Origin of the sequence: Polaromonas sp. SP1, from assembly GCF_003711205.1 — a bacterium.
Lineage (GTDB): Bacteria > Pseudomonadota > Gammaproteobacteria > Burkholderiales > Burkholderiaceae_C > Polaromonas.
In genome coordinates, this window is record NZ_CP031013.1 from 4,032,989 (window position 1) to 4,045,197 (window position 12,209).

Annotated in this window: 12 protein-coding genes and 1 riboswitch; of the genes, 9 read left to right on the forward strand and 3 right to left on the reverse strand. The window is 62.9% G+C overall.

All coding sequences use genetic code 11. The features are described from left to right. Nucleotides 1–6 precede the first annotated feature (6 nt). On the reverse strand, nt 7–1,887 hold the full coding sequence (locus DT070_RS18975) for a TonB-dependent receptor domain-containing protein (protein WP_122956800.1): 1,881 nt from the start codon (nt 1,885–1,887) through the stop codon (nt 7–9). A gap of 81 nt (nt 1,888–1,968) precedes the next feature. Further along, a riboswitch (cobalamin riboswitch) is annotated at nt 1,969–2,260 on the reverse strand. A gap of 46 nt (nt 2,261–2,306) precedes the next feature. Here DT070_RS18975 and zapB point away from each other — a divergent pair. The 3 genes from zapB to DT070_RS18990 all read left to right on the forward strand — a co-directional run bounded on the left by zapB (nt 2,307) and on the right by DT070_RS18990 (nt 4,028). Continuing rightward, a complete protein-coding gene (zapB, locus tag DT070_RS18980) occupies nt 2,307–2,543 on the forward strand; it encodes a cell division protein ZapB (RefSeq protein ID WP_122956801.1) in 237 nt (78 codons plus the stop codon). Then, complete coding sequence (locus DT070_RS18985; protein WP_122956802.1) at nt 2,540–2,875, forward strand: cell division protein ZapA; 336 nt, start codon at nt 2,540–2,542, stop codon at nt 2,873–2,875. The genes zapB and DT070_RS18985 overlap by 4 nt, the downstream gene beginning before the upstream one ends. A gap of 352 nt (nt 2,876–3,227) precedes the next feature. Then, nucleotides 3,228–4,028, forward strand: coding sequence for a sulfite exporter TauE/SafE family protein (locus DT070_RS18990; RefSeq protein ID WP_122956803.1), 801 nt, complete (start codon nt 3,228–3,230; stop codon nt 4,026–4,028). Between the two features lie 10 nt (nt 4,029–4,038). On the opposite strand, the gene DT070_RS18995 is transcribed toward DT070_RS18990, so the two are convergent. Together DT070_RS18995 and DT070_RS19000 are read right to left on the reverse strand one after the other, a co-directional pair. Beyond that, a complete protein-coding gene (locus tag DT070_RS18995) occupies nt 4,039–4,998 on the reverse strand; it encodes a LysR family transcriptional regulator (protein WP_122956804.1) in 960 nt (319 codons plus the stop codon). Between the two features lie 88 nt (nt 4,999–5,086). Then, nucleotides 5,087–5,995 (reverse strand): LysR family transcriptional regulator, encoded by a 909-nt coding sequence (locus DT070_RS19000; RefSeq protein ID WP_122956805.1) that lies wholly within the window; start codon nt 5,993–5,995, stop codon nt 5,087–5,089. A gap of 143 nt (nt 5,996–6,138) precedes the next feature. On the opposite strand from DT070_RS19000, the gene gcl reads away from it, so the two are divergent. The 6 genes from gcl (at nt 6,139) to DT070_RS19030 (ending at nt 12,135) form a co-directional block, all read left to right on the forward strand. Further along, on the forward strand, nt 6,139–7,935 hold the full coding sequence (gene gcl / locus DT070_RS19005) for a glyoxylate carboligase (protein ID WP_122956806.1): 1,797 nt from the start codon (nt 6,139–6,141) through the stop codon (nt 7,933–7,935). A gap of 60 nt (nt 7,936–7,995) precedes the next feature. After that, nucleotides 7,996–8,793, forward strand: coding sequence for a hydroxypyruvate isomerase (hyi, locus tag DT070_RS19010; RefSeq protein WP_122956807.1), 798 nt, complete (start codon nt 7,996–7,998; stop codon nt 8,791–8,793). Nucleotides 8,794–8,808: 15 nt separating this feature from the next. After that, on the forward strand, nt 8,809–9,723 hold the full coding sequence (glxR, locus tag DT070_RS19015) for a 2-hydroxy-3-oxopropionate reductase (protein ID WP_122956808.1): 915 nt from the start codon (nt 8,809–8,811) through the stop codon (nt 9,721–9,723). Between the two features lie 229 nt (nt 9,724–9,952). Further along, entirely contained in the window at nt 9,953–10,324 is a 372-nt protein-coding gene (locus DT070_RS19020) for a hypothetical protein (protein ID WP_122956809.1), read from the forward strand. A 9-nt stretch (nt 10,325–10,333) separates the two neighbouring features. Continuing rightward, nucleotides 10,334–11,101, forward strand: a complete 768-nt coding sequence (locus DT070_RS19025) for a fumarylacetoacetate hydrolase family protein (protein ID WP_122956810.1) — start codon at nt 10,334–10,336, stop codon at nt 11,099–11,101. 23 nt (nt 11,102–11,124) lie between these two features. Continuing rightward, a complete protein-coding gene (locus tag DT070_RS19030) occupies nt 11,125–12,135 on the forward strand; it encodes a 2-dehydropantoate 2-reductase (protein WP_122956811.1) in 1,011 nt (336 codons plus the stop codon). Nucleotides 12,136–12,209: the final 74 nt, after the last annotated feature.

Consider the following 12,209-nt stretch of genomic DNA (forward strand, 5'->3'; position numbering starts at 1 on the left):
TCCCGGTCAAAGAGGCGCCCACGTCAAACCGACGTACACCGCGCGCCGCGGCATGGCGTAGGTGCCGGCGGTTTGATAGGCCTTGTCGTTCAGGTTATCCACTTTGGCCGTCAGCTTCCAGTCTCTGGAAAGCGCCGTCGAGGCACTCAGGTTGAGCATGCCGTAGCCCGGCAGCAAGGTGGTGTTGGCAGCCGTGTCATAGCGCTGGGCCGAAAGCAGCACGTCGGCGCCGAAGTCCCAGCCGGCCACTTTGGTGTCGACGCCCAGCACGGCGTGCCGGCGCGCGCGCCGGGCCAGGTACTTGTCCAGGACCACGTCGCGTGGATTTTGCAGGTCGAGCGAGCCGTACAGCCTGACGCCGCCCAGCCGCTCGGCGGCGGTGAAGGTGATGCCCTCGTACTGCGCCTTCGCGGTATTGGAATAGCAGCCGTTGGCCGGCACCGGGCAACCGGCTGCGCCGGCGCCTGACAGGAAGCTCAGCAGGTTGGTCATTTTGTTTTTGTAGACGACCACGCCGTATTCGCTGCTGCCTTCGGCATATTTAAGGCCGATCTCGGCGTTGCGCCCCGATTCGGGTTTGAGGTTGGCCACGCCGTATTGGCTAAAGCGCTGGTACAGCGTCGGCACGCGGTAAGACGTGCCGGTGCTGGCCGAAACTTTCAACGCAGGCGTGATGGCGAAGGCATAGGCGGCCGAGCCGGTCGTCTTGCCGCCGAACTCACTGTCGTTGTCATGGCGGACGTTGAGCTGCACGGTGTGCCCGGCTTGCGACCAGCCGTAGCCCAGGCCCACGCCGGTCTGCGATTTGCTGCGGTCCACGCGGGGGGCGCTGGTCAGCAGGAACTCGTCCCTGCGCTGCTCCAGCGTGGCGCTCAGCAGGTGGTTGCCGATCTTGTATTCGTTTTGCCAGAGCACGCCGGCGATGCGGGTCTGGTCGACCGATCGGTCGATGCTTTCCTCGCCTTTGTCGGTGCCGTGGCTCAAGGCGATTTTGGTGCTGTAGCTGGCGGTCCATTTGGACTCCAGCTGCAGGCCCAAAGTCTGCAGGGTACTGGTGCGGCGGTAGTCGCGCACCAGCGGAAAAGGCGTGCTGTCGTACTGCGCCTCCACCCGGCTTTGCAGCACATTGGCCTCGATGCGGTGGTCGGCGTTGACCTGGAAACCCAGGCGGGCATTGGCGCTGCGGGCCTTGTAGCCGTCGGCATCGGGGTTCTGCGCGGGAACGAGGTTGGGCCGGATATTGAAGCCGTCGCTGGCGCCTTCGGAGACCCCGAACGAGTAATCGAATGCGTCGACCGAGCCGCTGGCCGACACGTCCAGCCGGTGGGTCTGGTAAGTGCCGTAGGTCAGCGCCACGACAGGCGCGAAAGGGCCTTCGCCCTTTTTGGTGAAGATCTGCACCACACCCGCCACCGCATCGGAGCCGTACACCGCGCTGGTGGGGCCGCGGACCACTTCAATGCGTTCGATCTGCGACAGCGGGATCGCGCTCCAGCCGGCGCCCCCGCTGGTGGTTTGCGAGTCGATGCGCACGCCATTGATAAGCACGGCCGTATGCCGGCTCTCGCCGCCGCGTATCGACACGCCGGTGGTATTGCCGATGCCGCCGTTGCGGGTGATTTCAATGCCCGGCACGCGCGCCAGCACGTCGGCAACGCCTACGGCGCCGGCGCGCTCGATGGTTGCACGGTCGATGATGGTGACATCGGCCACCACATCGCCGACAGGGCGCGCGCTGCGTGTGGCGGTGACCATCATTTCCTTGAGCTGCGGCGTCGTGCCGGCAGTTTGGGACAAGGCAGGAGAAGCGGCGAAAAAGGCCAGCGGAAATGCGGCGGCAACGGCCAGCGGAAGCACGGCAAGGCGTGCACGGGGAACAGTTTTCATTGAACAGACAGTCAGCAATGTGCCCTCACCGGCTTCCCCGCCGGCGTATGAGCGTTACAAACGCCCAGCCCAAAACTGGACGTGCGCGTTCACCTTGTTGGCCGGTATCCGGGCTGACGGAACTGCCCCCATCGCCTTCCCAAGCGCTTGTTCAAGGCGCTCAGTGGCGAGTGATGAGAGCTGAATGGGCCTCTGGCTTTGACACCAGGAAGCGCATTCGTCCGTTTTACCGTTGCGGGGGCAGCGCAGGTTAAAAGCCTCGGCGCCGGCACATCAGGGTTGACCCGATGGGCGTGGCTTTGACTTTCTCCTGCTTCCCGTTGAACTGCAGCGTGTGAACCACACTGCGGGCACCAACAGGGCAGATTCTACGCGGCCCTCCCCCACGCCGCCCCGCAAACCCTACAATGAGGCCTGCCATGGCGAACCAAACCCAAATCGACCAGATCGTCGAACGCGTTGAGCGGCTTTTGCTGCGCTACGAAGAGCTGCAGCGCACCAACGCGCTGCTGACAGAGCAGGTCAACGTTTTGACACAGGAACGCGACTCGCTCAAGTCGCGCCTGGGTGCCGCGCGCGCGCGCGTGGATGCGCTCCTGGAGCGCCTGCCTGAAAGCAATGGCCACACCAAAACCACCGTGGGAACCGAGTCATGAAGCAGCTCGAAGTACAGATCATGGGCCAGAGCTACCTGCTGGGCTGCCCCGAAAACGGCGACGCCCGCATGCTGGATGCCGTCAACCGGGTGGACATGGCCATGTGCCGCATTCGCGATGCCGGGAAAATCAAGGCACGCGACCGCATCGCCGTGCTGGCCGCACTGAACCTCGCATTTGAGCTTCCCGAGCGCACGCCGAACAGCACACCCGCACCTGCTGCCGCGCCCGCACCCGCAAGCAGCGGCGCCGCTGAAACAGAGCACCCGCAGCTCTCTGCATTGCTGCAGCGGCTTGACACCGCACTGGGGATCGACGGCCGCCTGCTCTGAGCACGCGGGCGCTGTCCGGCGTTCATCCCGTCACGCTTCTTTACCGACGCGCGGGGCTGCAAAGGCCTACAATGAAGACGTCTGCGATGCGCACTGGGCTTTATATTTCCTTGAACCAATGCTCTTCGAGCACGGGCTTGGTAAATTGTCCGGCAGGTGTGATCGTCTCGCGTTAGACGAACCCGAAACCTGACTGCCCTCGCCCACCTGAACCCCGGTTCAGGATGACGGTCCGGTGGCACTCGCAGACACCTTTTTCCAGCGTTCCGGCTTGACACGTCGTCAGCAAGCCGCGAACACCATCGCCGCGAAATAGCGGGGCCAGGCGGTCACGCCCACAACAACAACTTCGATGTCCCTAGAGCCCCAACTCATTGCTGAACTCCTTGTGGTCGGGCTGTGCACCGGCTTTCTTGCCGGCCTGCTGGGCATAGGCGGGGGCATGATCATGGTGCCCTTCATCACCTTCATCCTCACGTCAAAAGGGTTCCCGGCGGAATACACCGTGAAAATCGCGGTCGCCACCTCGCTGGCCACCATCTGCTTTACCTCGCTGTCGTCGGTGCGTGCGCATCACCGGCGAGGCGCGGTGTTATGGCCCATCGTCCGTTTGCTGGCGCCGGGCATCCTGGTGGGCTCGCTGCTCGGCGCGCAACTGGCCGTGGCGCTGCCGGGGAAAATCCTGAGCATCCTGTTTGCGGTCTTCGTGGCGTTTTCCGCCACGCAGATGTTCCTCGGCCGCAAACCCAAACCCACCCGCACACTGCCCGGCCCCGTGGGCACCTTCAGCATGGGCGGCGTGATCGGCATGTTGTCCTCGCTGGTCGGCGCGGGCGGCGCTTTTGTTTCGGTGCCTTTCATGACCTGGTGCAACGTGAAAATTCATGACGCCGTGGGCACTTCGGCTGCACTCGGCTTTCCGATTGCGTTGGCCGGCACGCTGGGCTACATCTGGGCGGGCCAGGATTTGCCGCAGATGCCGCCCGGCTCCCTGGGCTTTCTTTACCTTCCGGGCCTGGTCATCATCTCGCTGGCCAGCATCTGCACGGCGCCGCTGGGCGCGCGCACGGCCCACCGCATGGACATCCAGCCGCTGAGAAAAGTCTTCGCGGTCGTCCTCTACATCCTGGCCGCGTACTTCCTGCTGCGCTGATCTGTATCGCCTAGCGGCGCGCCGGTGTGGCCCGCTTCGTGGCCGGTTTGGTGCGCAGGCCTATCGTCTGCTCGATCAACGCCCCGCCGTCGCTCATCAAAAAATCCTTGAAGGCTTGCGCCACCGGCGTGAGTCGCTTGTTGCGGCGGTGCACCACATACCAGTTCAGCATCAGCGGAAAGCCCTGCACATCGAGCACCGCCAGGCTGCCGACCTGAAGCTCGCGGCTGATGGTGTGCGCCGACAAAAAGCTGACTCCCATGCCCGCAATCACCGCCTGCTTGATGGTTTCCGTGCTCTTGATTTCCATGGCGATGTTGAGCTCGGCCAGGTGATCACCAAAGCCCTCCTGCATCGAATTCCAGGTGTCCGACCCCTTTTCACGCACGACAAAAGGCTCACTTGCCAGGCGCGATAAGGGAATGCGTTTTTTACTTGCCAGCGGGTGGTCGGGCGCGGCCACGACCACATAGGGATGCGGCGCAAACGGTTCGCTCACGGTATCCATGTCCAGCGGCGGACGCACCATGACGGCCAGGTCCGTCAGGTTGTCGTTCAACTGGTTCAGCAGTTCCTCGCGGTTGCACACACCGAAGTCCAGGCTCACGCCGGAATGGCGCCGGGCAAACTCCACCAGCAGGCGCGGAAAAAAATAGTCGCCGGCACTGATCACCGTGACATTCAATTTGCCGCCGGAGACGCCCTTGAACTGCGCCATGGCGTCTTCCACCTCCTTGAACTGCTGGATGATGATCCGGCTGGAGTGAAGCATCTCAACGCCTGCCGGCGTGAGGTGTATTTTTTTGCCCAGCTGCTCAAAGAGCGGAAGGCCTGCGTGGTCTTCCAGCTTGCTCACCTGGATGGACACGGCGGGCTGCGTCAGGTGCAACTCTTCCGCGGCCCGCGAAAAGCTCAGGTTTCGGGCCACCGCTTCAAATACCTTGAGCTGGCGCAATGTCGCGTTCTTCATACCGGCCGTCCACCCATAAGCACTAGATAATCAATAGTACCAAAGGGTTTAGCAATGGCTAATTCATCTTTGGCCCGTGTTTTCGCGGCTATTTCTGGTCGGCCCACCATGACTCGCCGAACTGGCCCTGCAGCCAGCCGACAAAACCGCTGACCTTGGCAGGCACCAGTTGGGGAGAAGGAAAAACGGCGTGGATCTCCTGCGAAGGAAGCATCCAGTCGTCCAGCAAGGTCACCAGCGCACCGCTGCGTATCGACTCATGCGCCACGTACTTCGGCAAGGCGGCCACCCCCATGCCCCCGCGCGCCGCGACCAAAAGTGCGGAGAGATTGTTCGAGCGCAAAGGCCCGCTGACCGAGACCGGCAGCGCATGGCCTTCGGCGCCGGTGAAATGCCAGCGGGCATCGCCCTGCACCGTGCTGTAGACGAGTGCACTGTGGGCGGCAAGACCGGCGGGATCGACCGGTGCGCCGTGCTTATTAAGGTACTCCGGCGACGCCACCACCACCCACGGGTTGATGCCGAGGTAACGCGCCCCCAGTGTCGAGTCCGCCAGCGGCCCCATCCGGATCGCCACGTCAATGCCTTGCTCGACCAGGTTGACGTACCGGTCTTCGAAGTTCAACTCGATTTGCAGTTTGGGATGGAGCTGCATGAAACGCATCACCAGCGGCACCAGCACACGCCGCCCGAAGGCCACCGAGGTGGTGATGCGCAGGCCGCCCTGCACCTGAGATTGCAGCAGCGCCGCCACTGTCTCCGCCTCTTCGACATGGTGGGCGATCAGCTTGCACTTGGCGTAATACAGCGCACCGATCTCGGTGGGCGTCACACCGCGCGTCGAACGGTGCAGCAAGCGCGAACCCAGTTGTTTTTCCAGTTGCACGACCAGTTTGGTGGCCGAGGGCTGGCCCATGCCCATGTCGGCCGCGGCCTTGCTGAACGAGCCGAGGTCCACCACGCGAATGAAAAGCCGGATGGCCTGAATGCGGTCCATGGCCGCAAGTAGACCACGGCACTGCGGGCGCGGCAACTATTTATTCCAGTTTGGAATAAGCGTAATGCACGCAGCAGGGATTCCGCCAGGCAGCCAAGGCCGCGACCATCAGCCCAACGTTCAACAACCCCCAGGAGACTCAAATGGCAAAAATGAAAGCCATCATGGCCGCTGTGCTGGTGATGGAAAAAGAAGGTATTACACAAGCCTTCGGCGTCCCCGGCGCGGCCATCAACCCGCTGTATTCGGCGCTGCGCGAGCGGCAGTCCATCACCCACATCCTCGCACGCCACGTCGAAGGCGCCTCGCACATGGCCGAGGGTTACACGCGTGCCGCGGCAGGCAACATCGGCGTGTGCATCGGCACCTCGGGGCCAGGCGGCACGGACATGATCACCGGCCTTTACTCGGCCAGCGCGGACAGCATCCCCATCCTCTGCATCACCGGCCAGGCGCCGCGCGCGCGGCTGTACAAGGAAGACTTCCAGGCCGTCGACATTGAGTCCATTTCCAAACCGGTCACCAAATGGTCTTGCACGGTTCGCGAACCCGGCCAGGTGCCGCGCGCCTTCCAGCAAGCCTTCCACCTGATGCGATCGGGCCGGCCCGGCCCGGTGTTGCTCGATTTACCTTTCGACGTGCAGATGGCCGAAATCGAATTCGACATCGACACCTACGAGCCTTTGCCGGTCTACAAGCCCGCGGCGTCGCGCAAGCAGATCGAAAAAGCCCTGGACATGCTGACAGCGGCCGAGCGCCCGCTGATCGTGGCCGGCGGCGGCATCATCAACGCCGACGCCAGCGCCCTGCTGGTCGAGTTTGCCGAGCTGACCGGTGTGCCGGTGATTCCCACCCTGATGGGCTGGGGCACGATTGCCGACGACCATCCGCTGATGGCGGGCATGGTCGGCCTGCAGACCAGCCACCGCTACGGCAATGCCACCATGCTCGCCAGCGACTTCGTGCTGGGGATCGGCAACCGCTGGGCCAACCGCCACACCGGCTCGGTCGAGGTCTACACCAAGGGCCGCACCTTTGTGCACGTCGATATCGAACCGACGCAAATCGGCCGGGTATTCACGCCTGACTACGGCATCGTCTCGGACGCCAAAGCAGCGCTCGAACACTTCGTGCAGATTGCCCGCGAGCGCAAGGCGGCCGGCCAGTTGCCGGACCGCAGCGACTGGGCTTACCGCTGCGCCGAACGCAAACGCCTGATGCACCGCAAGACCCATTTCGACAACGTGCCGATCAAGCCCCAGCGCGTTTACGAAGAGATGAACAAGGCCTTCCCGCGCGACACCATTTACGTCAGCAACATCGGCCTGAGCCAGATCGCCGCCGGGCAGTTCATGCAGATCTACGGCCCGCGCCAGTGGATCAATTGCGGACAGGCCGGCCCGCTCGGCTGGTCGATGCCCGCGGCCCTCGGCGTGGTGGCGGCCGATCCTTCACGCACCGTCGTGGCCATCACCGGCGACTACGACTTCCAGTTTCTGCTCGAAGAGCTGGCGGTGGGTGCGCAGTTCCAGTTGCCCTACGTGCATGTGCTCGTCAACAACTCTTACCTCGGCCTGATCCGCCAGGCCCAGCGTGGCTTCGAGATGGACTACTGCGTGCAGCTGGCTTTCGACAACATCAACGTGCCCGACTCCGACGACAAGCTGCGCAGCTACGGCGTCGACCATGTGGCGGTGGTGGAAGGCCTGGGCTGCAAGGCGCTGCGCGTCAAGCACCCGGACGAGATCCAGGGCGCGCTGCAGCAGGCGCGGGCGCTCGCCGCCGAGCACCGTGTGCCGGTCGTGGTCGAGATCATCCTGGAGAAGGTCACCAACATCGCCATGGGCACCGAGATCGACAAGGTCAACGAGTTCGAAGACATCGACTGCCGCCATCCGGAAGGCCTGCGCGGCCTCGAGCTGGCCGGCTTGCTCGAGTAAGCCAACGCGCTTGACTCGCCTCACCTGTTCCCACACATCAACCCATACAGAAAGCAGCTCATGCCCCGCTTTGCAGCGAACCTGACCATGCTCTTTAACGAGGTGCCTTTCCTCGACCGCTTCGAACGCGCCTCCATGGCGGGCTTTGAAGCTGTCGAATTTTTATTCCCGTATGCATTCGATGCCGGTGATATCCGGCAACGCCTGGACGCCCACGGCCTGAAGCTCGTCCTGCACAACCTGCCCGCAGGCGACTGGGATGCGGGCGAGCGCGGCATCGCGTGCCTGCCCCGCCGCGTGGACGAGTTTCGCGCCGGCGTGGCCAAAGCCGTGACCTATGCCAAGGCGCTTGGCGTCGGCCAGCTCAATTGCCTGGCCGGCAAGGCGCCGCCGGACATGGACGGTGCGCTGCTGCGCCGCACCTTTGTATCGAACCTGCGCTATGCCGCGGCCGAGCTCAAAAAAGCAGGCCTCAAGCTGTTGATCGAGCCAATCAATACCTTCGACATCCCGGGCTTTTACCTGAACCGCACCGCGCAGGCGATCGAGATCCTTGACGAAGTCGGTGCAGATAACGCCTACGTGCAGTACGACCTCTACCACGCACAGCGGATGGAGGGGGAGCTGGCCGCCACGCTGCAGAAATACCTGCACCGCATCGCCCACGTCCAGCTGGCCGACAACCCCGGCCGCAACGAGCCCGGCACGGGCGAGATCAACTACAGCTTCCTGTTCGCCCTCCTCGACCGCCTTGGGTACAAGGGCTGGGTCGGTTGTGAATACAAACCCGCGACCACGACGGAAGCGGGACTGGGCTGGTGCTGCCAGCACCTGGCCACCGAAACGGCCATCGCTTAAACAGAAAAGGAAACCATGCACCCGTCTGCATTAAAAATTGGATTTATCGGCCTGGGCATCATGGGCGCGCCCATGGCGGGCCACCTCATCAAGGCCGGGCACCAGCTGTTTGTCCATACCCTGGGCAAGATGCCGGAAGCAGTCTCCGCCAGCAGTGCCACCCAATGCATGAGCGCCCGCGGCGTCGCCGAACGCGCCGACATCATCTTCCTCATGGTGCCGGACACGCCTGACGTGGAAGCGGCCCTCTTCGGTGAAGCAGGGGTCGCGGCCGGGCTCAAGGGGGCCGGCTCGGGCAAGGTGGTCGTCGACATGAGTTCCATCTCGCCGATCGCCACCAAGGCTTTTGCGCAAAAGATCAACGCGCTGGGCTGCGACTACCTGGACGCGCCCGTCTCCGGCGGTGAAGTTGGCGCCAAGAATGCGACGCTCTCCATCATGGTGGGCGGCGCCGAAGCGGTGTTTGACCGCGTCAGCCCCCTGTTCGCATTGATGGGCAAAAACATCACGCTGGTGGGCGGCAATGGCGACGGCCAGACGGCCAAGGTCGCCAACCAGATCATCGTGGCGCTAACCATCGAAGCGGTTGCCGAAGCCCTGCTGCTGGCCTCCCGCGCCGGTGCAGACCCGGCGCGTGTGCGCCAGGCCCTGATGGGCGGCTTCGCCTCGTCGAAGATTCTGGAGGTGCACGGGGAGCGCATGGTCAAGCGCAATTTCGAGCCCGGTTTTCGCATCGAGTTGCACCAGAAGGACCTGAACCTTGCGCTGTCTACCGCGCGCCAGCTGGGCATCTCGTTGCCCAATACGGCCACGGCGCAGGAGCTGTTTAACGCCTGCTCCGCCCACGGCGGCAAAGCCTGGGATCACTCGGCCATGGCGCGCGCGCTGGAAAAAATGGCCAACTTCGAAATCGGCCAGAAACCCGGTTGAGGTCGCGGCTCCCCGCATTTTTTCGGCGCCGCAATCGGGCGCCTTTTTTCTTGCCGGCCCTGTTTTTTCACTCACCCCTATCATTACTTATAAGTAATACATAGCATCAAATACTTTAACTATCATTAATCGTTCTTTCTTTTTACAGTTGCCTCAAGCCCGGTGAAATAAACCCCATGGATACCGGGCAGTGCCTCAAGAGCGCCAACCCCTTCAAAGGAGAATCCTCATGCTCAACGCCTTGCCTGACAACACCGCCACCGACCAGGCCCGCCACGCTTACAACGCCGCGTTTGAAGAACTCGGCCTGAGCTGGCACTGGGACGTGGCCACGTATGCCCGCCTGCAAAACAGCGCCCACGGTGCAGTGCGCACTTACCTTGAAACCGAGCAGTCCCACCTCTTGCGCGCGTACGAAGCCGATTTCCTGGTGGAAGCCGTTGAAGCCGCCAAGGCCCGCTGCTACGCCAGCCTGGCTGCCGAGAGGGTGAGCCCGGCGCCGTATGCCGTCTGGTCCAGCCATTCACTCGCACCGGCCAGCAGCCGCCCCCAAAACACCACGCCAGCACCCCGGTTCACGCCGAGCGCGCTGTACACGTGAAGGGCCGCAATGTCCAAGCGTTGGCTGCGTTTCAAGAAAGACAACTCCACCGGATTCGGCGTCCTGGAGGGCGAGAATATCCGGGTGTGCCAGGGCGACATGTTCTCGGGTGCGACCCCGACAGACCAGGTACTGCCGCTGGCCGGCGTCGAGCTGCTGATGCCGGTGCGGCCCACCAAGGTCATCGCGATGTGGAACAACTTCCACGCGCTGGGCCAAAAGCTGAACCTGGCGGTGCCGGCTGAGCCGCTCTACCTGATCAAGGCGCCGAACTCCTACCTCGACCCCAACGGCATCATCCTCAAGCCTCCCTGCAACGGCAAGGTGGTGTTCGAAGGGGAACTGGGCATCGTCATCGGCAAGACCTGCAAGCAGGTCTCTGAGCGTGACGCCATCGACCACGTGTTTGGTTACACCTGCGCCAACGACGTGACGGTCGCCGACATCCTGAACCGCGATGCCTCATTCGCCCAGTGGGTGCGCGCCAAGGGCCTGGACACTTTCTGCCCCTTCGGGCCGGTCGTGGCCACAGGGCTGGATCCCGAGAAACTGGTGGTGAAAACCATCCTCAACGGGGAAGTCCGCCAGGACTATCCCATCAGCGACATGCGCTTTTCAGTCAGGCAGCTGGTGAGCCTGATCTCGCAGGACATGACGCTTTATGCGGGCGATATCATCCTGTGCGGCACGTCAATCGGCGTGGGATCGATGAAACCGGGTAGCACGGTCGAGGTGGAGATTGCCGGCATCGGCAAGCTCAGCAACCGGTTCGAATAACGTTTTTTGCCAGGAGTACGGGTGTGAAGATTGCGATCATTGGGGCCGGGGCCATCGGCGGTTATGTGGGCGTGAAATTGGCTTTGGCCGGTGAGGACGTGACTTTCATCGTACGCGGTGCCAACCTGGACGCCATCCGCAAGAAGGGCATGAAGCTCATCATGCACGACGGCACCGAACATATCGCGGACAACGTCAAGGCGACCAATAACTACGCTGAAGCCGGCCCGCAGGACCTGGTGATCCTGGCCATGAAAGCGCACCAGGTCGAGGCCGTGGCCAATGAATTGCCCAAGCTGTTCGGCCCTGATACCGCGGTCGTCACCATGCAAAACGGCATCCCTTACTGGTACTTCCACAACCACGGCGGCCCGTTCGAGGGCAGCCAGGTCCACAGCGTTGATCCCAGCGGCGTACAGTCAAAAATGATTCCTGCCCAGCGGGTGATCGGCTGCGTCGTGTACCCGGCCTCTGAACTGGTGGCGCCGGGCGTCGTCAAACATATCGAAGGTGATCGTTTTCCCGTGGGCGAGCTCGACGGCTCCACGAGTGAACGTGTCACGCGCATTTCAGAATGTTTTTCCAAAGCGGGCTTCAAGGCCCCGGTGCTGGACAACATCCGCTCGGAAATCTGGCTCAAGTTGTGGGGCAACCTCACCTTCAACCCCATCAGCAGCCTGTCCCATTCCACGCTGGTGGACATCTGCCAGTTTCCGCTGACGCGCGACCTGGCCGCCAACATGATGCGCGAAGCGCAGGAAGTTGCGCACAAGCTGGGCATCGAGTTTCGCGTCACGCTGGACAAGCGCATCGCCGGCGCCGAAAAAGTGGGCAAACACAAGACGTCCATGCTGCAGGACATCGAAGCCGGCCGGGCGCCGGAGATCGACGCCCTCGTGGGCTCGGTGGTGGAACTGGGCCGCCTGACGCAAACGCCCACGCCGCACATCGACACGGTGTATGCCCTCGTCAAGCTGCTCGCCAAAACCATGGACGAAGAGCGCGGGCAAGTGCGGCTTCAGCTGGCCGCCTGAGCAGGCACCGCAGCCAGTCGCTATATTTTTTATAGCTACAAGCCAAGTCGCTGCCTTGGCTACAGCCACTTTTC